Annotated in this window: 10 protein-coding genes; 6 read left to right on the top strand and 4 right to left on the bottom strand. The window is 69.8% G+C overall.

The genetic code is table 11. The features are described 5' to 3' along the window. Positions 1-125 precede the first annotated feature (125 nt). On the bottom strand, positions 126-785 hold the full coding sequence (locus AB0D34_RS13900; RefSeq protein WP_362661118.1) for a helix-turn-helix domain-containing protein: 660 nt from the start codon (positions 783-785) through the stop codon (positions 126-128). Between the two features lie 266 nt (positions 786-1,051). On the opposite strand from AB0D34_RS13900, the gene AB0D34_RS13905 reads away from it, so the two are divergent. The 5 genes from AB0D34_RS13905 to AB0D34_RS13925 all read left to right on the top strand — a co-directional run bounded on the left by AB0D34_RS13905 (position 1,052) and on the right by AB0D34_RS13925 (position 16,813). Further along, a complete protein-coding gene (locus AB0D34_RS13905) occupies positions 1,052-7,432 on the top strand; it encodes a protein kinase (RefSeq protein ID WP_362661120.1) in 6,381 nt (2,126 codons plus the stop codon). A 40-nt stretch (positions 7,433-7,472) separates the two neighbouring features. After that, entirely contained in the window at positions 7,473-10,433 is a 2,961-nt protein-coding gene (locus AB0D34_RS13910; RefSeq protein ID WP_362661122.1) for a DEAD/DEAH box helicase, read from the top strand. Beyond that, complete coding sequence (locus AB0D34_RS13915; RefSeq protein ID WP_362661124.1) at positions 10,433-14,524, top strand: DNA methyltransferase; 4,092 nt, start codon at positions 10,433-10,435, stop codon at positions 14,522-14,524. The genes AB0D34_RS13910 and AB0D34_RS13915 overlap by 1 nt, the downstream gene beginning before the upstream one ends. Before the next feature lie 69 nt (positions 14,525-14,593). Continuing rightward, entirely contained in the window at positions 14,594-15,103 is a 510-nt protein-coding gene (locus AB0D34_RS13920) for a hypothetical protein (RefSeq protein ID WP_362661126.1), read from the top strand. A gap of 63 nt (positions 15,104-15,166) precedes the next feature. Further along, positions 15,167-16,813: a hypothetical protein gene (locus AB0D34_RS13925; protein WP_362661128.1), complete on the top strand. Its 1,647-nt coding sequence runs from the start codon at positions 15,167-15,169 to the stop codon at positions 16,811-16,813. A gap of 63 nt (positions 16,814-16,876) precedes the next feature. On the opposite strand, the gene AB0D34_RS13930 is transcribed toward AB0D34_RS13925, so the two are convergent. Together AB0D34_RS13930 and AB0D34_RS13935 are read right to left on the bottom strand one after the other, a co-directional pair. Continuing rightward, on the bottom strand, positions 16,877-17,062 hold the full coding sequence (locus tag AB0D34_RS13930; protein WP_362661129.1) for a DUF397 domain-containing protein: 186 nt from the start codon (positions 17,060-17,062) through the stop codon (positions 16,877-16,879). Next, a complete protein-coding gene (locus tag AB0D34_RS13935; protein ID WP_362661130.1) occupies positions 17,059-17,946 on the bottom strand; it encodes a helix-turn-helix transcriptional regulator in 888 nt (295 codons plus the stop codon). The genes AB0D34_RS13930 and AB0D34_RS13935 overlap by 4 nt, the downstream gene beginning before the upstream one ends. A gap of 168 nt (positions 17,947-18,114) precedes the next feature. On the opposite strand from AB0D34_RS13935, the gene AB0D34_RS13940 reads away from it, so the two are divergent. Then, complete coding sequence (locus AB0D34_RS13940) at positions 18,115-18,564, top strand: ATP-binding protein (protein ID WP_362661132.1); 450 nt, start codon at positions 18,115-18,117, stop codon at positions 18,562-18,564. 112 nt (positions 18,565-18,676) lie between these two features. Here AB0D34_RS13940 and AB0D34_RS13945 read toward each other — a convergent pair whose 3' ends face one another. Continuing rightward, positions 18,677-19,777: a hypothetical protein gene (locus AB0D34_RS13945; RefSeq protein WP_362661134.1), complete on the bottom strand. Its 1,101-nt coding sequence runs from the start codon at positions 19,775-19,777 to the stop codon at positions 18,677-18,679. Between the last annotated feature and the right edge of the window lie 9 nt (positions 19,778-19,786).

Here is a 19,786-nt window from a genome sequence, read left to right on the forward strand (position 1 = left end):
CCGTTCCCCGTCCGCGCAGCTTCTTGCGGCGCACGAGCGCGGAGGCGACCGCCGACGCGCAACACGAGAGGCACCCGCCCCGATCCCCCGGCGGCACGCGCCCAACCGTTCGCCCGCCGTCCCCTTCACCTCTTTTCTGTTCGGGGCGAGCGTTGGGGTGTGCAGAGGGGGATGTCGGGTTGCCGACCATGCCGACGCGGACGTGGGTCGTGCGCCAGGTGACGGTCGAGTTCGTCCGGGAAGGCGGTGCGCAGGGCCTGGCAGATCTGCTCCGGGCTCCAACGCCGATCCAGGCGCTGCTGGATGAACTCCTTCAGCTCCGGATCGCGCCGTATCTTCCTCTCTTTGGAACGGGCGCGGCGTACGGACGCCCGACGCTGGGCCTGGAAGGGGTGGTATTTGCCGGTGCGCGGGTCGCGGTTACGGCGCACCTCCCGGCTAATAGTGGCTGGGGCCCGGGCGAGTTCCCGGGCAATGCTGCGCAGGGAGTACCCGGTGCGGAGCAGGTCGGAGATGACGATCCGCTCGTTCTCCGACAAGAACCGCTCGGAGAGCGCGTCGGACTCCCGTACCTCGGTGATCGGCAGGTAGACGCGCGCGTTGCCGGCCCGGTCGACGACCTTCCTTCCGTACCTCCAGCGGTTCCCGGTTTTGCGGTTGATTCCCACCTCTCGGCACGGGGCCGAGTTGCTCATCCCCTGCACCATGAGGCGAAGGTATTGATCACGCTTGTCCACCAACGGCGCGGGTCCGGGCTTCTTCGGCTTCCGACGCAGCTTGGTCATCGCAACAACCCCGAGGGTCAGGTGTTGCAACCACCTCTAGAACCCAAGTCTTCACAGTGGGGCCAAATCAGCTCAATCAGCGCTCACGCCACCCAAGCGCGACCGTCCGATGGCCTGGGGGCCCAGCGCGCTAATCACTCAAACACAAGCAGCGATCCGTTGACACCGTCAACACGCGTACCTCATCCTTCTCAACGGGTGAAGGTACTAGGCTCACTACGGGATGTACCCACCTTGTATTCGACGGGTGAAGCGGGGGAAGGCCAGTGGGCCTGGAGACGGTCGACGGACGCTTCCGGATCACGGGGATCCTGGGACGCGGGAACATGGGCGAGGTGCACCGCGCTGAAGACCTTCAGGCCGCCCCGGATTCCCCGCACCAGCAGGTCGCCGTCAAGACCGTGTTGCGCGGCCGGACCGGAATCGCGGTGGACGCCTCGGGATCCGGCAAAGAGATCGACCGTTTCCGCCGCGAAGTGCGAATCATGCGCATGCTCTCCCAGGGCCACCCGAACCTCACCCTGCTCATCGACGGCGGTGTGGACGGGACGCCGGGCGGCAGCGGACTGCCCTACCTGGCCATGGAGTTGCTGGACGGTCATCCGCTCGCGGACCTCATCGACGAGGAGCCCCAGCTCCCGGTCTCCTGGGTCGCGGCCCTCGGGGCGCAGATCGCCGCCGGTCTCACCGCCGCGCACACCGCCGGGGTCGTCCACCGCGATCTGAAGCCGGCCAACGCGATGCTGACCCGCGACGGCACCGTCAAGGTCCTCGACTTCGGGATGGGTTCGGTCGTCGACGACCCGGACCAGACACGTCTGACGAGCACGGGTGTCAGCGTCGGTACGGCCCGCTACATGGCGCCCGAGCAGTTCCGCGCCGAACGGGTCTCCGCGTCCGCCGACCTCTACGCGCTCGGCTGCATCCTGTACGAACTGCTGATAGGACGGCCGCCGTTCTCCGCCAGAACCCCCTATGAACTCTCCGAACAGCACCAGCACGAGCGTCCGCCCCGGCTCACCCTTGTGCGCCCGGACCTGCCCGCCGAACTGGTACGGCTCGTGGACCGGCTCCTGGAGAAGGACGCCGAACTGCGGCCCGAGAACGCCGCTCTGGTCCGTGAGGCGCTGATCCCGCTCGCGTTCGCGCCGGACGACACCGCGGCTCTGCTCGCCCCGCACTGGCAGGCGATGGACCCGGTGGCGCGGCTGCGCGCCCTGCTCCCCGAGCCCGCCCCAGCCACGCCCGCACCCGTGCCACGCAGGGAGCCGCGCCTGCCCGAGGCGATGGACGTCTTCGGCATTCACGGGGACCTGATCAGCGAGTACGAGAACTTCACCAAGAGCGCTACGGTGATCCGGGATGCCCGGATCGACGGCTTCGTCGCGGACAACCTGGCAGCGAAGTCGCAATGGCCCGACCCGTGGCTGTCCCTGAACCCCTTCTTCGCCGACGGCGGCCAGGTCACCGACCTCGTGCGGGACGGGGTGCTGCACCCCAGGTGCGCGGAGATCTTCCAGGCCGGCAAGAAGGAGACCTCACTCCGCCCGGACGGTCGGCCGCTGACGTTCCACCTCCACCAGCGGCAGGCGGTCGAGGCCGCGCAGGCGGGCGACTCCTATGTGCTCACCACGGGCACCGGTTCGGGCAAGTCGCTGTCGTACATCGTCCCGATCGTGGACCGTGTACTGAAGGAGCGTCAGGCGGCGGGATCCGACGCCGGGGGCCGGGTACGCGCGATCGTCGTCTATCCGATGAACGCGCTGGCCAACTCGCAGCTGGGGGAACTGGAGAAGTACCTGCGCCACGGTTTCGGGAAGGGCCGCGAGCCGGTCACCTTCGCCCGCTACACCGGTCAGGAGTCCACCGAAGAGCGCCGCGAGCTACGCAAGAGCCCTCCTGACATCCTGCTGACCAACTACGTGATGCTGGAGCTGATGCTGACCCGGCCGGACGACCGGTCCAGCCTGATCCGCATGGCCGAGGGGCTGAAGTTCCTCGTCTTCGACGAGCTGCACACCTACCGGGGCCGGCAGGGCGCGGACGTGGCGTTCCTCATCCGCCGGGTCCGTGAGGCGTGCCGGGCCTCCGCGACCCTGCAGTGCATCGGCACCTCGGCGACCATGTCCACCGAGGGCTCCTGGGAAGACCAGCGGCGCGAGGTGGCCAAGGTCGCCGGGCGGCTGTTCGGTACGACGGTGCTGCCGAAGCGGGTCATCGGCGAGACCCTGGTCAGGGCGACCGAGGCCGCCCCCGACGCCGTGCCCGCCGAGCGGCTTCGGGTGCCGGCGGCGCCCCGCTCGTACGAGGCGCTGACGAAGGACCCGCTGGCCCGCTGGGTGGAGTCCCGGTTCGGTCTGGAGCGCGAGGAGGGTACGGAGCGGCTGAGGCGCTGTGCCCCAGACACCGTCGAGGAGGCGGCGTCCGAGCTGGCCGCACAGTCCGGGGTGCCCGAGGAGAGCGTGCGCGAGGCGATCCGGACGACCCTGGAGGCGGGTGCGCAGGCGAAGCACCCGGTGACGGAGCGGCCGCTGTTCGCGTTCCGGCTGCACCAGTTCCTCTCCAAGGGCGACACCGTCTACACGACGCTGGAGGATCCGCTCACCCGGCCGCTGACGCGCACCTACCAGCTGGAACAGCCGGACAGCGACGGCAAGCCGCTGTTCCCGCTGGCGTTCTGCCGCGAGTGCGGCCAGGAGTACCTGACCGTGTGGCGGACGGAGGAGAGCGGCACGTTCCGGTACGAGCCGCGCCGGGACACCTCCGCCTCCGGGGGCCGCGAGGGCGAGGGCTACCTGTACCTGGGCATGCCCGGCGAGGACTACGAGTGGCCGGCCGATCCGCAGAAGGCCGTGGACGACCGGCGGTTGCCGGAGTCATGGCTGGAGCCGGACGCGCAGGGCGTGATGGTCGTCAAGAAGTCCTACCGGCCCCGGCTGCCCAAGCGTGTCGTCGTGGACGCCCACGGCAACGAGTCGGGTGAGGGGCTGGTGGCGGCGTTCGTCCCGGCGCCGTTCCTGTTCTGCGTGCACTGTCAGGTCTCCTACGAGCAGACTCGCGGCCGGGACTTCGCCAAGCTGGCCACTCTGGACCAGGAGGGGCGTTCCTCGGCGACCTCGCTGATCTCCGCGTCGATCGTGAAGTCCCTGCGGGCGGTGCCCGAGGAGAGCCTCGGCAAGGAGGCGCGCAAGCTCCTCACCTTCGTCGACAACCGGCAGGACGCCTCGCTTCAGGCGGGGCACTTCAACGACTTCGCCCAGGTGACGCAGTTGCGCGGTGCCCTGTACCAGGCGGCGGTGCGGGCGGGCGAGGAGGGGCTGCGCCACGACGATCTCGCCGAGGCCGTCACGGAGGTGATGGGCCTCGCGCCCCGCGAATACGCGGCCGGCGCGGACCTGCCTCCGTCCATGGAGCGGCGGGCAGCGAAGACCTTCCGGGACGTGGTCGGGTACCGCCTCTACCGCGACCTGGAGCGCGGCTGGCGCATCACGATGCCGAACCTGGAGCAGACGGGACTGCTGCGGATCGACTACGAGGACCTGGGCTGGATCGCCGCCCGGCAGGACCGCTGGCAGTCGGCGCACGCCGTGCTGCGTGACGCGGACCCGGCGCTGCGCGAGGAGATCACCCGTACGTTGCTCGACTTCATGCGGCGGGCCCTCGCCATCGACGTGCAGTACTTCCGCGACGACTTCGACACCCTCCAGCGGGCGAGCGAGGAGCGCCTCACCGGGCCGTGGGTGCTGGGCGACTCCGACCAGCCGGCCGTCGGGACCGCCTACCCGTACGGCTCACGGCCGGGCATGGAGCGCTCCGCGCTGTTCCTGTCGGCGCGCGGCAAGTTCGGCAAGTACCTGCGGCGGAACATGCCCGAACTGCGCGACCTGCCCCTGGACGACGTCCAGACCGTCATCGAGGACCTGCTGACCGTGGCGAAGGGCGCGGACCTGGTGCGCGAGGTGGAGGCGACCCCCGAGCGCTCCGGTCCGGCCTTCCGCCGCCGCGCGGCGGAGAAGCGCACCGGCTACCGGGTGTCGGCCGCCGCCCTGGTCTGGCGGGCCGGCAACGGCGAGCGCGGTGCGGTCGACCCGCTGGCGCGCACCTACAGCAGCGGCGAGGGACCGCGCGTCAACCCGTTCTTCCGCGACCTGTACCGCACCGCTGCCGCCGAACTGGCCGGACTGTACGCGCGGGAGCACACCGCGCAGGTCACGCCGGAGGACCGGCTGAAGCGCGAGCGGCAGTTCCGCGACGCCGAACTGCCCTTGCTGTACTGCTCGCCGACGATGGAGCTGGGCGTGGACATCTCCTCGCTCAACGCCGTGATGATGCGCAACGTGCCGCCGACCCCGGCGAACTACGCGCAGCGCTCCGGCCGGGCTGGCCGCTCGGGTCAGCCCGCACTGGTGACCACGTACTGCGCGACCGGCAACAGCCACGACCAGTACTACTTCCGCCGCTCCCAGGACATGGTGTCGGGGCAGGTGGCCCCGCCGCGCCTGGACCTCGCCAACGAGGACCTGGTCCGCTCCCACCTGCAGGGCATCTGGCTGGCGGAGACCGGCATGAAGCTCGGCACCGCGATCCCGGACGTCGTCGACGTCGCCTACGACCCCGACGGCGGCGACCGCCCCGACCCGCACATGCCGCTGCCGCTCCTGCCCGACATCCGCGACCTGTCCCTGGACGAGGACGCCCGCCGGCGTGCGGCCGCCGCCGCCCGCACGGTCCTCGCCCCGCTGATCGCGGACTTCGAATCGACCACCTGGTGGTACGACGAGTGGATCGAGGACCGGATCGAGCGGGCCCCGGACGAGTTCAACGCCTCCTTCGAGCGGTGGCGCCAGCTGTTCCGGGCGGCCGTCATCGACCAGTACGAGCAGAACAAGAGGGTCGTCGACCACACCCTCTCCCCCGGCGAGCAGAGCCGGGCGCGCACCCGCCGCCGGGAGGCCGAGACGCAGACGAACCTGCTGCTGAACCGCTCCGCCGACAACAAGTCGGTGATGAGCGACTTCAACCCGTACCGCTATCTGGCGTCCGAGGGCTTCCTGCCCGGATACAGCTTCCCGCGGCTGCCGCTGGCCGCGTACATCCCACGCTCCGGCAACCGCCGCAACGCCGACGGGGACTACCTGCAGCGTCCAAGGTTCCTTGCGATCCGCGAGTTCGGCCCCGGCGCGCTCATCTACCACGAGGGCGCCCGCTACCAGGTCACGCGGGTCCAGCTGCCGCCGGACGCCTCGGGCGACCTGGCCACGGCGGAGGCGAAGCGGTGCGACGGCTGCGGCTACCACTACGACGTCAAGGCCGGTTCCGACGTCTGCGTGATGTGCGGCGAGTCGCTGCGGGGCAAGCGCACCGGCCTGCTCCACCTGCACACCGTGTACACCACGCCGCGGGAGCGGATCTCCTCGGACGAGGAGGAGCGCCGCCGGGCCGGCTTCCGCCTGGAGACGTCGTACGCGTTCCAGGACCACGGCGCCCGCAAGGGCCGTCTCACCTCGCATGTCACCGATGCCGAGGGCGCGCCCGTCCTCGACCTGGACTACGGCGACTCGGCGACCGTGCGCATCACCAACCTCGGCCGCGTGCGCGACAAGGAGGGCGAGCCGGACGGCTACTGGCTGGACCTGGGTGACGGCCGCTGGCTCAACGACCGGGCCGCCGCGGACGCCATCGAGGGCACCGGCATGCCGGTGGTCGACGAGGACGGCAACGAGAAGCGCCGCAAGAAGCGCGTCCTGCCGTACGTGGAGGACCGCCGCAACATCCTCGTGGTCACCCTGGACGAGCCGCAGCCGGAGCCGGTGGCGCTGTCGTTCCTGTACGCGCTGGAGCGTGGCATCGAGGCGGCGTTCGAACTGGAGGACTCCGAGCTGACCGCGGAGCTGCTGCCGCCGGACGCCGGTCCGCGCCGCCGCCTGCTCCTTACGGAGGCCGCGGAGGGCGGCGCCGGTGTGCTGCGCCGCATCCAGCACGACAAGGGCGCCCTCGCGAAGGCCGCCCGGACCGCCCTGGAGATCTGCCACTTCGACCCGGAGACCGGCGAGGACGAGGGCGGTCCGGCGGACGGCGAGAAGTGCGCCCGCGGCTGCTACGCCTGCCTGCTGACGTACGGCAACCAGGGCCACCACCGCCAGTTGAGCCGGCACGCCGCCCGCCCGCTGCTGCTGAGTCTGGCCGGCGCCCGTACCGAGCGGGAGGACCGCGGTGAGTCCCGCAGCGAGCGGTTCCGCAGGCTCGCCCCGGCGGCGGGCGGCGCGCGCACCGCACCGGACGCGGCCGGGAGCGCCCCCGCGCCGGCCCCGGCGTCCGCGCCGACGACCCCGGTGGAGGCGGACCTGGCGGCGCTCGTCGCGCGGGGCGACCTGCTTGGCTGGCTGAGGGCGAAGGGCCACCGGCTGCCGGACGAGGTCGACGCCTTCGTCGACACGGCCGGGGCACGCCCCGACCTCGTCTTTCGCCTGGACGGTGCCAGCCTCGCCGTGTTCGTCGACGTTCCCGGCCACCCGGCCGATTCCACCCGTGACGTCGAGGCCGGTTACCGCCTGGAAGAGGCGGGCTGGGACGTCGTGCGCTTCCCGGCGGACGCGGACTGGGACGCCATTGTCGACCACAACTCCGGCTATTTCCGTCTTCGATGACCGCCTCGCCTCTCTTGACCTCTAGGAACCGAGATATCTCATGAGCCTCACGTACCCAGCCGGTTCGCTGGTCGCCGCCCGTGGCCGGGAATGGGTGGTGCTGCCCGAGAGCGCCGCCGACATGCTGGTGCTGCGCCCGCTGGGCGGAAGCGAGGACGACATAGCGGCCGTCTTCCCCGCATTCGAGAAGGTGCGTCATGCCGAGTTCGCGGCGCCGAGCCCGGACGACCTGGGTGACCAGCGCGCCGCCGGCCTGCTGCGCACGGCACTGCGCGTCGGGTTCCGGTCGGGCGCGGGCCCGTTCCGCTCCCTGGCGTCGATCGCCGTGGAGCCGCGCGCCTACCAGCTGGTGCCGCTGCTGATGGCGTTGCGGCAGCGCACCGTGCGGCTGCTGATCTCGGACGACGTCGGCATCGGCAAGACGGTCGAGGCGGGTCTGATCGCCAAGGAGCTGCTCGCGCAGGGCGAGGCTACCCGGCTGGCCGTGCTGTGCTCCCCCTCCCTGGCCGAGCAGTGGCAGGGCGAGCTGCGGGAGAAGTTCGGCATCGACGCCGAACTGGTCCTGGCCTCCACGGTGTCGCGCCTGGAACGCGCCCTGGAGCTGGGCCAGTCCCTGTTCGACAAACATCGGTTCACGATCATCTCGACGGACTTCATCAAGTCGACCCGCCACCGCGAGGACTTCGTACGGCACTGCCCCGACCTGGTGATCGTCGACGAGGCGCACACCTGCGTGGCCGCCGACGACGCGGCCCAGGGCGGAGCGTCCTCCGCGACGAACCAGCTCCGCTACGAGCTGCTGCGGAAGGTCTCCGCTGACGCCGACCGTCACCTGCTGCTGCTGACCGCGACCCCGCACTCGGGCAAGGAGTCCGCGTTCCGCAACCTGCTCGGTCTGGTGCGCCCCGACCTGGCGCACCTGGACCTGGAGTCGGCGGCGGGCCGGGCGAGGCTGGCTGAGCACTTCGTGGCCCGCAAGCGCGCCGACGTCCGCACCTATCTCACCAAGGAGGACGGCCTCGCCGACGACTCCCTGGTCGAGCGGACGGCGTTCCCGTCCGACCGCTGGACGAAGGACGAGCCGTACAAGCTGACCCCCGCCTACCGGGCGCTGCTCGACGACGCCATCGCCTACGCCCGCGACCGCGTGGAGACGGCCGGCGAGCAGGGCAAGCGGGAGGCCCGTATCGCCTGGTGGTCGGTGATCGCACTGCTGCGCTCGATGGTCTCCTCACCGGCCGCCGCCGCGCAGACCCTGAAGACCCGCTCCGAGTCCGCCGCCGCCCGCACCGCGCACGAGGCGGACGTGCTGGGCGCCCCGGTGGCCACCGACTCCGCGGACAACGACCGGCTGGAGGGCATGGACGTCGCGCCGGGTGCCGCCGAGTCGGAGGACGCGGGCGCCCGGCTGCTCGAACTCGCTCAGCGCGCACAGCAGTTGATCGGCCCGGCCGAGGACGCGAAGCTGAAGGCGCTGACCCGGCACCTGAAGGGCCTGATCGCCGAGGGCTACCACCCGATCGTCTTCTGCCGCTACATCCCCACCGCCGAGTATCTCGCCGAGCAACTCGACGGCAAGCTCGGCAAGAAGACGAAGATCGCCGCAGTGACCGGCACCCTCTCCCCGCAGCAGCGCCTGGACCGCATCGAGCAGCTCGCCGCCGAGGCCGCCGAGAACGGCGACGACCCGGCCGCCCGCCGCGTGCTGATCGCCACCGACTGCCTCTCCGAGGGCGTCAACCTCCAGCACCACTTCGACGCCGTCGTCCACTACGACCTGGCCTGGAACCCGACCCGCCACGACCAGCGCGAGGGCCGCGTCGACCGCTACGGCCAGAAGCGCGACCAGGTCCGCGTCATCACGATGTACGGCGAGGACAACGGCATCGACGGCAAGGTCCTGGAGGTGCTGTTCAAGAAGCACCGGCAGATCAAGAAGGACCTGGGCATCTCCGTCTCCGTCCCCGACGAGACCGCCTCGGGCGTCACGGACGCCGTCGTGGAGTGGCTGCTGCTGCACGGACGACAGGGCAGCCAGGAGAGCCTGTTCGACCTGGACGGCAACCAGGAAGCCTTCGACCGCATCGACCGCGAATGGAGCTCGGCCGCCGAGCGGGAGAAGACCTCCCGCTCCAAGTACGCCCAGCGCGCCATCCACCCGGAGGAGGTGGCCCGCGAGGTCGCCGCCGTACGGGCCGCGCTCGGCGGCGCCGAGGAGGTCCGCGAGTTCGCCCTGGAGGCGCTGCGCGACCTGGACGCCCTGGTCCGCACTGCGCCATCCTCTGGGCGCGACGGCAACGGCGACTTCACCGCACAGGTCGGCGGCACCCCGGCGGGGCTCCGTGACGCGCTCGCGGCCACGCTGGGCAACCGGCTCGTCGAGGAGGACCGCGCGATCCCGTTCCGCACCACCCCGGCGATCGGCCGCGGCGAGGCCGCCCTGGTCCGCACCGACCCCGCGATCGGCGCCGTCGCCTCGTACGTCCTGGACTCGGCGCTGGACGCGAAGGCCCTCGGTCCCCGTCCGGCCCGCCGCTGCGGCGTGGTCACCACGGACGCGGTCACCACCCGCACCACGCTCCTCTTGGTCCGCTACCGCTTCCACCTCACCCTGCCGTCCCGCACCGGTGAGCGGCAGCTCGTCGCCGAGGACGCCCGCCTGCTCGCCTACGAGGGGCTGCCGCAGCGCGCCCGCTGGCTGGACGACGACAGGGCCGCCGCGCTCCTCGCGGCCCGCGCCACCGCCAACACCCACGAGCAGACCGCCCGCAACCAGATCACCCGCGACCTGAACGCCCTGCCGGACCTCGCTGCGCACCTCACCGAGTACGGCACCCGCCTGGCCGCCGAACTCGACGCCTCGCACCGCCGCGTGCGCAAGGCGAACGAGGAGATCGTCCGCGGCCTGAAGGTCGTCCCGCAGGAGCCCGCCGACGTCCTCGGGGTGTACGTCTACCTGCCGCAGCAGCCCGTTCCCCTCTCCTCCGGAGCCGAAGCCTGATGCCCGCCGCCACCCGCACCGCCCTGGCCTTCACCGCCGTCACCACGGTCGGCGGGCTGATCCCCGCCGACATGCTGCTGCGCATCGCCGAGGCGCGGAACCTGCCGGGCACCAAGTCCGCCGACTACGGCCTGCCCGCCTCGGTGCCCGTGCGCGACGAGGCCGAGCGCGCCTGGGAGTACCTCAAGCCGCTCTGGCGCGACCTGCGCACCGCCCTGCCGTCGGACCCGACCACGGGGGCGCCCGCCGCCGATCCGACCGGCCGGGCCGGCACCGACTGGCTGGTCCAGCTCTTCCGCAAGCTGGACTTCGGCGCGCTGACGGAGGTCGGCGCGGCGGGCATCCCTGCCGACTCCGACTCCGAGAAGCGCTTCCCGGTCTCCCACCGCCACGGCCCGGCCCTGGTCCACCTCATCCCGTGGAACCAGGAGCTGGACAAGCGCCCGGCGGCCGGTCAGGTCCCCGCGCAGTCGATGCTCCAGGACTGCCTGAACCGCACTGAGGCCCACCTGTGGGCGGTCCTCACCAACGGCCGCCGCCTGCGCCTGCTGCGCGACTCGTCGTCCTTCGCGACCGCGGCCTACGTCGACTTCGACCTGGAAGCCATTTTCGACGGCGAGCTGTTCAGCGAGTTCGTGCTGCTGTACTGCGTGCTGCACGCGTCGCGGTTCGAGGTGGCGGAGGGTGCGGCGGCTTCGGGGTGCTGGCTGGAGAAGTGGCGTGCGGAGGCCGTCACTTCGGGGGCCCGTGCCCTGGACCAACTGCGGCTGGGCGTGCAGAACGCCCTGACCGTGCTCGGGACAGGGTTCCTGCGGCATCCGGAGAACGTCCGGCTGCGGGAGGACGTCGATCCGAAGGCGCTCCGGGACGCCCTGCTGCGGCTCGTCTACCGTCTGCTGTTTGTCTTCGTCGCCGAGGACCGCGAGGCCCTGCTCGACCCGGAGGCCGGTGAGCGGCAGCGGGGCGCGTACGAGCGGTACTTCTCCTCGGCGCGGTTGCGCGACCGGGCCCGCCGGCGTCAGGGTACGGCCCACGGTGACCAGTACGAGGCTCTGCGCATCGTCCTCGACGCCCTCGGCAAGGAGGGTGGCCGTCCGGAGCTGGGCCTGCCCGGCCTCGGCGGCCTGTTCTCCCCCACGAAGACCGACGCGCCGCTCAACGGCCTGAAGCTTTCCAACGAGTCGCTGCTCGCCGCCGTCCGCCATCTCGCCCAGGTCCGCGACCCGGGCGCACGCCGCTGGCGGCCCGTCGACTACCGCCACCTGGACGCCGAGGAACTGGGCTCGGTCTACGAGTCCCTGCTGGAGCTGGAGCCCAAGCACTCCGCGACGGACCGCTCCTTCGAGCTGATCGAGGTCGCGGGCAACAGCCGCAAGACGACGGGCAGTTACTACACCCCGTCCTCGCTCATCGAGTGCCTGCTGGACACGACGCTCGACCCGGTCATAGATGACGCCGTCAAGCGCGGCGAGCAGCGCGCCACGGCTGCCGGCCACCCCGACCCGGCCGACGACATCGTGGAGGAACTGCTCTCTCTGACAGTCTGTGACCCGGCTTGCGGCTCCGGGCACTTCCTCGTCGCATCGGCCCGGCGCATCGCCAAGCGCGTGGCGTCGGTGCGCGAGCGCAACCCGGAGCCGACGGTCGACGCCGTGCGGCATGCCCTGCACGAGGTGGTCGCGCGCTGCATCTACGGCGTCGACCTCAACCCCATGGCCGTGGAACTGGCGAAGGTCTCGCTGTGGCTGGAGGCCCTGGAGCCAGGCAAGCCGCTCGGGTTCCTCGACGCCCACGTCAAACGCGGCAACGGGCTGATCGGCGCGACGCCGAAGCTGCTGGCGGAGGGTGTACCGGACGACGCCTTCAAGCCGATCGAGGGGGACGACAAGAAGTACGCGGCCGGGCTCGTCAAGCGGAACAAGACCCAGCGCGGCGGTCAGGACGAGCTGTCCTTCGACACGGACTCCCTGCTGGGCAATGACCAGTACGCCGTCGAGCTGGCCCGGATCACCGCGGCCCCGGCCGACTCCCTGGAGCAGGTGCGGGCTCAGGAGTCCGCGTACCGCGCCTACGTCGAGTCCACGACGTACGTCCAGGACCTGCACGCGGCCGACGCGTGGTGTGCGGCGTTCGTCTGGCCCAAGCGGGAAGGGGCGCCGGAGGCGCCGACCGACCAGGTGTTTCGGGCGCTGCGCAATCGCGACCAGTCGGCGGTGCCGGACGCCACGCATGCCGAGATCCTCAACCTGCGAGACCAGTACCACTTCTTCCACTGGCACCTGGAGTTCCCTGAGGTGTTCGCCGTCCCGGAGTCGGGGGCTCGCGTGCAGCCGGGGACTGGGTGGGCCGGCGGGTTCGACGCGGTGGTGGGAAATCCGCCATGGGATCAAGTTCAGGTGGACGGGCGCGAGTTCTTCGCTGCAAATCGAGTGGACATCGCTGAAGCAGCGAACCTGACGGTCCGAAACAAGAAGATCAACCTGCTGGCCGCAGAAGACCCCGAGCTGTACGCGAGTTTCAAGGAGGAACAGCGCAAGAACGACGGATTCAAGCATTTCGCGCACGCCTCTGGGCGATTCCCGCTGACAGCCTATGGGCGACTCAATACGTACTCACTCTTCGCGGAACACGCTCGCACTACCATGGGCACTCAAGGGCGTAGCGGTCAGATCGTACCCTCGGGCATCGCCACGGACTCCTTCAACCAATACTTCTTCAAGGACCTGGTCACCAAGGGACAACTCGACGCCCTCTACGACTTCGAAAACGAGGACAAGACATTCCCCGAAGTCCACAACCAGCTGCGGTTCTGCCTGTTCACGCTGCGCGGCTCAGGCAACCTTCGCGAGCCGATCCGGATGGTGTTCAAGGTGCGACAGCCTGAGCAGATCGCCGATCGGAGCTACCTGCTGGCAGCCGAGGATATCCTCGCCATGAACCCGAACACCGGAACCTGCCCCGTCTTCCGCTCCCGCCGCGACATGGAGATCACACTAGGTATCTACCGCCGCGTCCCGGTGCTGCTCAAAGAAGGCGCTACGAACGGCAACCCGTGGGGCGTGAAGTTTCAGCTCATGTTCATGATGAGCACGGATTCGGACAAGTTCCGCACCCGTGAAGACCTCATCGCCGATGGCTGGCGCCTAGAAGGCAACACCTTCGTCAAGGCTGGAGCCCACATGCTCCCGCTGTACGAGGGGAAGATGCTGCACCACTACGACCACCGCTTCTCCACGTACGAGAACGCGACGGAGAAGCAGCTCAACAAGGGCACCCTCCCGCGCTTTACCGTGGAACAGCACCAGGACCCAACGACCGTCCCGCTACCCCGCTACTGGGTCTCTGAACAGGACACCCCCACCGGGGAGTTCGACAAGTCCGGCCAGGAGATCAAGGCACCGGGCGTCCGCAGCCGCTTGACAGCCCGGGGGTGGGACCGGGAGTGGGTGATGGGCTGGCGCGACATCTGCCGCGCGAGCGACGAACGCACGATGATCTGCTCCATCGCTCCTGCCCACGGCTTCGGGAACCCCTTCCCGCTGGCATTCCCCTCCTCCACCACGCATGCGCCACTCCTCAGCGCAGTGTTCTCCTCCATGGCCTGCGACTACGCCGTCCGCCAGAAGATCGGCGGCACCCATCTCACCTTCGGCTACGTGCACCAGCTGCCAGTCCCAACCCCCGACACGCTCGCCCCCCACGCCTCCTTCATCACCCCCCGACTCCTCGAACTCACCTACACGTCCTACGACATGGCTCCCTTCGCTCGCGACTTTGGCGACACCGGCGCCCCCTACCGCTGGGACCCCGACCGCCGCGTCATCATCCGCGCCGAGTTGGACGCTCTCTTCTTCCACCTCTACGGCATCACCCGCGACGACACCACCTACATCCTGGACACCTTCAACATCACCCGCGACAAGGACATCAAGACGCACGGCGAGTACCGCACCAAGAACCTCATCCTCGCCGAATACGACCGCATGGCTGCCGCCGGTCTGACCCTGGAGACCCCCCTCACCGAGGGCGAGTCCGGCACCTACCGCTCCACCCTCAACCCGCCCCCCGGCGAGGGCCCCCGCCACGGCTGACTCGCTCCCTGGGAGGCCGCACCTGCGGTCACCCAGGAGCGCCCGTCGCTCATCCAAGGACCAACGCACGTGGTACGTCGAAGCCAGAGCAGCAACCCCCGTTCGGTCGTCGTCCTGACCTCGGGTACGGACTGGGGTACCCGTGCCGCCGGGCAGCGGCGGAGCAGTGGGGCCGAGTCCCCGATACCCCGGCGGCAGCCCGCAAAGATCAAGGCGTTGCAGCAGACCATCGGTGTGGCCCGCATGGCGATCAACAGCAGGCGCTGGCATGCGGCGCGTTACGCGCTCAGCCGGGCCCGCGCCCTCACCAACGCCCTCCCCACCAACGTGGCCGTCCAGGAACGCGAGCAGCTCTCGGCGCTCCGCAAGAAGTACGCGGCGCGCAACACGCCGGCCGCGAAGAACGCCAGGCAAACGAAGCCGACTCCAGCCCGGCGTGCGGGTGGCAAGAAGCCCGCCCCGAAGAAGTCCACGGCGAAAACCGCCGTGCAGAAGCCGAAGCCCGCGCCGGTGCGCGACCTCGGTGACCGTTTCATCAACCGCACGGCCCTCGGCTACGAGCCGACCGACAAGGCATGAGACAGCGGTAAGGGCGCCCGCCCCGAACTCAGAACCGCCACCGATTCCCAGCGAGGAGCGCCCATGGAACCACTTGGTTACCGCATGGTGGTCGCGACCGAATTCAATTACGTCAACGCATGCGGCATCGCAGAGCGCCAGTTAATCGAGTGGATCCGCAGCAAGGGCTACGACCCGTCCGGGCTGGATGAGGGGCGGACCGAGATCGCCCCTCACGCCACCCTCGACCGTGACTCGGAAGGCGGCCGCAAGGGCGCCTACAGCCGGTGGCGCATGCGCGAGACGCCCTCCGCCATCTCGGGCACCTGGCAGTCCACGCTCCTCGTGCGCTCCGGCCTTGAGGAGGACGGGGGCCGCACATGGGTACAGCTGGACATCGAGCACCAGCCGGCCCGCGAAGGCGACGCCCCCAAACGCGCCAACACTCCGAACATCGTCCGTTCTCTCCTGGACGCGCTGGAGGCACGTGACGCAGAGGCCGATGTCGCCGCCGCGCCCGTCTTCATCGAGGCCGAGGACGTCGACGACGCCATCGAGGAGCTGTGCGACAGCAACCGGCGGATGCCCACCGTCGTCGCCACGGTGCCGCACGGGAAGAATCCCGACGACTGGTCGCAGACGGTCGTCGAACCCCTCTTCCGCTATCTGCACGGGCTGGCCGTGCTGTACGTGCTCACCCCAGAAGCACAGGCCAAGTTCAACGCGGCACTGGAATACCACCCCGTGTTCGGAGGTGGCGTCCGCACCTACCTTCCGGGGCTCGACCCGGCCTGGAAACCCGACGCACAACGTCACCCCGTGATGTCGCGCCGCACGATCGAGGCCGACCCCCGTCGCGCCGCCTCCATACTCGCGGCCCTGCCCCAGCGGCTGTCCTCCCGACAGCCGCTGCCCGCCGCGCTGCTCAGCATCCCGCGTCAACGGACTCGCCCCCGCTCGACACCGGACGGAACGGACGTCGTTCAGCTCCGTTCCGACAATGCGGCACTGACAGCCCTGCTGGACGAGGCGGAGCGCGCGGAAGCCATCCGGGTCGACGAAATCAATGGCCTCTACGCGGAGCTGGCGACGGCCGACCAGGCCAGTAACGAATTGCGCGGCGAGAACGAGGAACTGTACGAGAAGGTCCAGGAGTCCCAGCGGCTCATACGCTTCCTGCGTGAACAGCTCCAGGAGGCGGGGCAGTTCGCCGTCGCACACACGACGGCCGTCGCGGCGGACATCACCTACCCGACGACCTTCTCCGAGCTGTTGGACCGCCTGGACGAGCTGCCCGGCATCTCGTTCACCGGGAACCGCAAGATCACCCGGTCCCTCGACAGCCAGTCGGTGGACAACTGGCTGTACGTCGCCTGGGACGGTCTACTGGCCCTGGATCACTTCGCCCGGTCCACTGCCGAAGACGCGACCTCCGGCGACTTCCTGAGCTGCTGCAAGTCCGACGCCTCCAGCGCCTTTCCCTTCCCGGCGGCCAAGGTGGCCATGCGCGAGTCGGACACCGTCGCCCGCAATGCGAAACTGCGCGGTGAGCGCATGCTCCCGGTGCCGAAGGCGGTGGACCCCGACGGTCGGGTCTTCATGCAGGCCCACCTGAAGATCGGCGGGGGCAACACCATAGCCCCGCGTCTCCACTTCTACGACGACTGCTCCCGCTCCGGGAAGGTGTACGTCGGTTACCTCGGTCCGCACTTGCGCAACACCCTCACCTGACGCCTCCGCGCTCAAGAGGTGTGCCGTCTGCCGCTCTGTCACGGCGGACGGCACACCGCAAGCTCAATGCTCCGACGCGAACCGCACGAACTGCACCCATCCTTCGCGGCCGACGGCGAAGGCCGGGCGGGTCACGTCCTTGGAGTCCCGCACGTGGATGGTCGGCTCAGTGACAGCGACCTCCACACAGTCGTCGCCCGAGCTGCCGCTATGGCTTGACTTGAACCAGGCGAGTTCCGTCGTGCTCATGTCTCTCCTCGCAGTCGCTCCAGCAAGGCCCGGGAATCTTTGGGGTGCAGGGCCTGCGACCGCAGTGTGTCATAGCGCTGCTGGAGAACTCTCACCTCTTTCGAGTCACCAATCAGCCGTCCGCTCTCCTGGCCCTCCGAGTATGCGAGTCGACGCCCTTCTGGGGTCTCCAGTAGGCGCAGAGGCCCATCCATGCACGAGTGGTACTCGGCTTCCAACGGCATGATTTGCAACGTCACATTGCGAGGCAACGTGTGCTCCAGAACGTGGTTCAGCTGCTCGCGCCACACCTCAGCACCGCCCAGTCTCCGTCGCAGGACCGCTTCCTCAACGATGAAGTGGAATGGAACTGTCAGACGCTCACACAGCATCCGCTGCCGCTCCATCCTCGCCGCAACCTGGGCCTCCAACTGCTCATCCGTCAGCAGCGGAATCCGGTTCTCGAAGAGTGCCCGCGCATACGCCTCCGACTGCAACAGCCCCGGCACCAGCCTGCACTCGTACGTGCACAGGCTCACCGCCTCCCGCTCCAGCCGAGCCCACCGCCGGAACCACACCGCGAGCCCCGCCTCGCCCCGCGTCAGATGCCGTGCGGCCTTCCGCAGCGCACCCGTGTTGCCGAGAGCCTCCTCCGCGCGCTCCACAAACGCCTCGTCCGGCATGCGGCGGCCCAACTCCACCGACTCCACGGTGTGTTTGGAGTACTGGACCCGGGCACCGAGGTCGACCCGGCTGAGGCCCGCGTGCTCGCGCAGTGCTTGGACGACGGCGCCGAACGTGCGCAGGCTGTCGGACGGGTGAGGCTCCCGCTCCCACTCCCCCGCCGGAACCGCCCGCGCGCCGACGCCCCCGGCCGCCTCCCCGTCGACTCCGACGTTCTCCATCCGCCGCCCCCTCCGTACCGCACCGCGACGGCTCCTTGCACCGCCCGCGCTCACGGCCCAGCGTGACGGAAAGCCCGTCGTACCGTCCACTCTTCGTGTCCGTACACTTACTCAACGTACGGGGCGCGGCACTCGTCCCCACCGGCACCCGACCGCCACTCTGGCGTCATGAACCACGCGACACCCCAAGTCGGCGCCTCCGTCCGCACCTTCACTCAGTTGCTGTCCTCCACGCGGCGCGGCGCCCGTCTCGCCCGGCTGCTCGCCATGACCGAACTGCGGTCCTGGGACGCCCCGCAGGACCTCACGGAGAGCGCCGAACTCGTCGTCGCGGAACTCGCTGCCAACGCCGTCCTGCACGGCCGCGTGCCCGGCCGCTGCTTCCGGCTGACGCTCGTCCTCGACCCGACCGCCGACCGCCTCCGCGTCGAGGTCAGCGACGCCCGCGGGGACCTCTACCCACAGATCGCGACGGGCGCCGCAGGACCCGACGCACTCCGCCCCGGCGGGCGCGGCCTGGCACTGGTCGCCGCTCTCGCCGACCGCTGGGACTGCATCCCCCACCCGCCCGGCGGCAAGACCGTCCGGGCGGTGCTGACGACGCCGGTCGGAGCATGACGCACACGGCTTCGCCGTCGCCTCGCTGCTACGAAAGACAGCGGAAGGAAGCGCCCCCCGGCATCAGCCACACGGGACAGCGGTCCGCGTCGAGAGGGGCACGCCTCCGGCGTCAGAAGAGATCGGACGCCTCACCGAAGTCGCTCATCGGCCTCCCGCTGACCTCTCGGAACTCGTCCGAGCTGTAGTGAAGCTGGAAGGTGTGGGTGTGGTCCTCGTCAACCCAGTACATGGTGATGGCGGAAAGCAGGTTTCGCGTCATCCAGTGAGTGCGGGACCGCGTTCCCTCCTCCTGGTCCAGGATCCATGCCTCGACCTGCTCCGGCAGGCTGAAGGTCAGCCTGTAGGCATGGCCTTCGCGCGGTTCGATCAGCCACACGGGATGCCCCACCGACCGGTGGATCCTGTGCACGCGGACGGCGTGACTGGGCTGTTCGCGCGCGTGTCTGACGAAGGCATGAAGATCGTTGGAGACGAGCCCGAGGACGAAAGGAGCGGCGGGAAAGGCCAGCACGAGTCCCAGCGACGACCGGCGGCGCAGGCCCGCCGCCAAAGTGTCGAGCGGATCGGTCACCGAGGGAGCATCGGCTGCGGGTCCGTCCCACAGGTCCAGCAGGTGCCGACGCAAGTAGTTGCGGATCTCGTACACGGTGGGCCGCTGACTCGGCGGCATCGGTCTCATGGCGTCGTAGACCGACTTGGCCGCGGCCCTCACCAGGTCGCGCAGCGGCCGGAAGTCGGGCAGAGACAGGTCGATGAGAGAGATCTGATGGGCGAGCGCGAACTCCTGGGCATCCTGGGTGAACCCCGATGTCGAGAAGATCGCGTAGCTGTAGTGATAGCGCGCCCTCGGGCGGTGCGGGCCGGAGCCGTTGCTCAGTGTGGTGACGACGTTTTCATTGAGGTCGTGCACGACACCATGGCCGTTGCGCGCGGTGGGGAGACCGACCTTGAGGCGTGTGAACTTCGCCTCGGCGAACAGGCGGATCGGGAGCGAGAACGGGGGCACGTACTGGAACTCTCCCAGAGTGTCCGCCTGATGCCAGGCCCCGCGGCCCCGCACCACCAGTCCGTGTTTGCGTTTTTCCAACACCTTCCACGGCGGCCTGGCCGGGTCGTCCTTCTCCGTCAGCAGACGGTACCCACTGGACCGCAGCAACCAGGCAAGGACCTCTTCGAGAAGGTACCCCCGCAATGTTTCCAGCCTCACCATGGCGTGACC

The sequence above is a fragment of the Streptomyces sp. NPDC048420 genome (assembly GCF_040651535.1).
Taxonomy (GTDB): domain Bacteria; phylum Actinomycetota; class Actinomycetes; order Streptomycetales; family Streptomycetaceae; genus Streptomyces.

Coding starts and splice junctions, on each gene's coding strand:
- AB0D34_RS13940 (WP_362661132.1), top strand. CDS start 18,115: ATGAACCACGCGACACCCCAAGTCGGCGCCTCCGTCCGCACCTTCACT.
- AB0D34_RS13910 (WP_362661122.1), top strand. CDS start 7,473: ATGAGCCTCACGTACCCAGCCGGTTCGCTGGTCGCCGCCCGTGGCCGG.
- AB0D34_RS13935 (WP_362661130.1), bottom strand. CDS start 17,946: ATGGAGAACGTCGGAGTCGACGGGGAGGCGGCCGGGGGCGTCGGCGCG.
- AB0D34_RS13915 (WP_362661124.1), top strand. CDS start 10,433: ATGCCCGCCGCCACCCGCACCGCCCTGGCCTTCACCGCCGTCACCACG.
- AB0D34_RS13900 (WP_362661118.1), bottom strand. CDS start 785: ATGACCAAGCTGCGTCGGAAGCCGAAGAAGCCCGGACCCGCGCCGTTG.
- AB0D34_RS13930 (WP_362661129.1), bottom strand. CDS start 17,062: ATGAGCACGACGGAACTCGCCTGGTTCAAGTCAAGCCATAGCGGCAGC.
- AB0D34_RS13945 (WP_362661134.1), bottom strand. CDS start 19,777: ATGGTGAGGCTGGAAACATTGCGGGGGTACCTTCTCGAAGAGGTCCTT.
- AB0D34_RS13925 (WP_362661128.1), top strand. CDS start 15,167: ATGGAACCACTTGGTTACCGCATGGTGGTCGCGACCGAATTCAATTAC.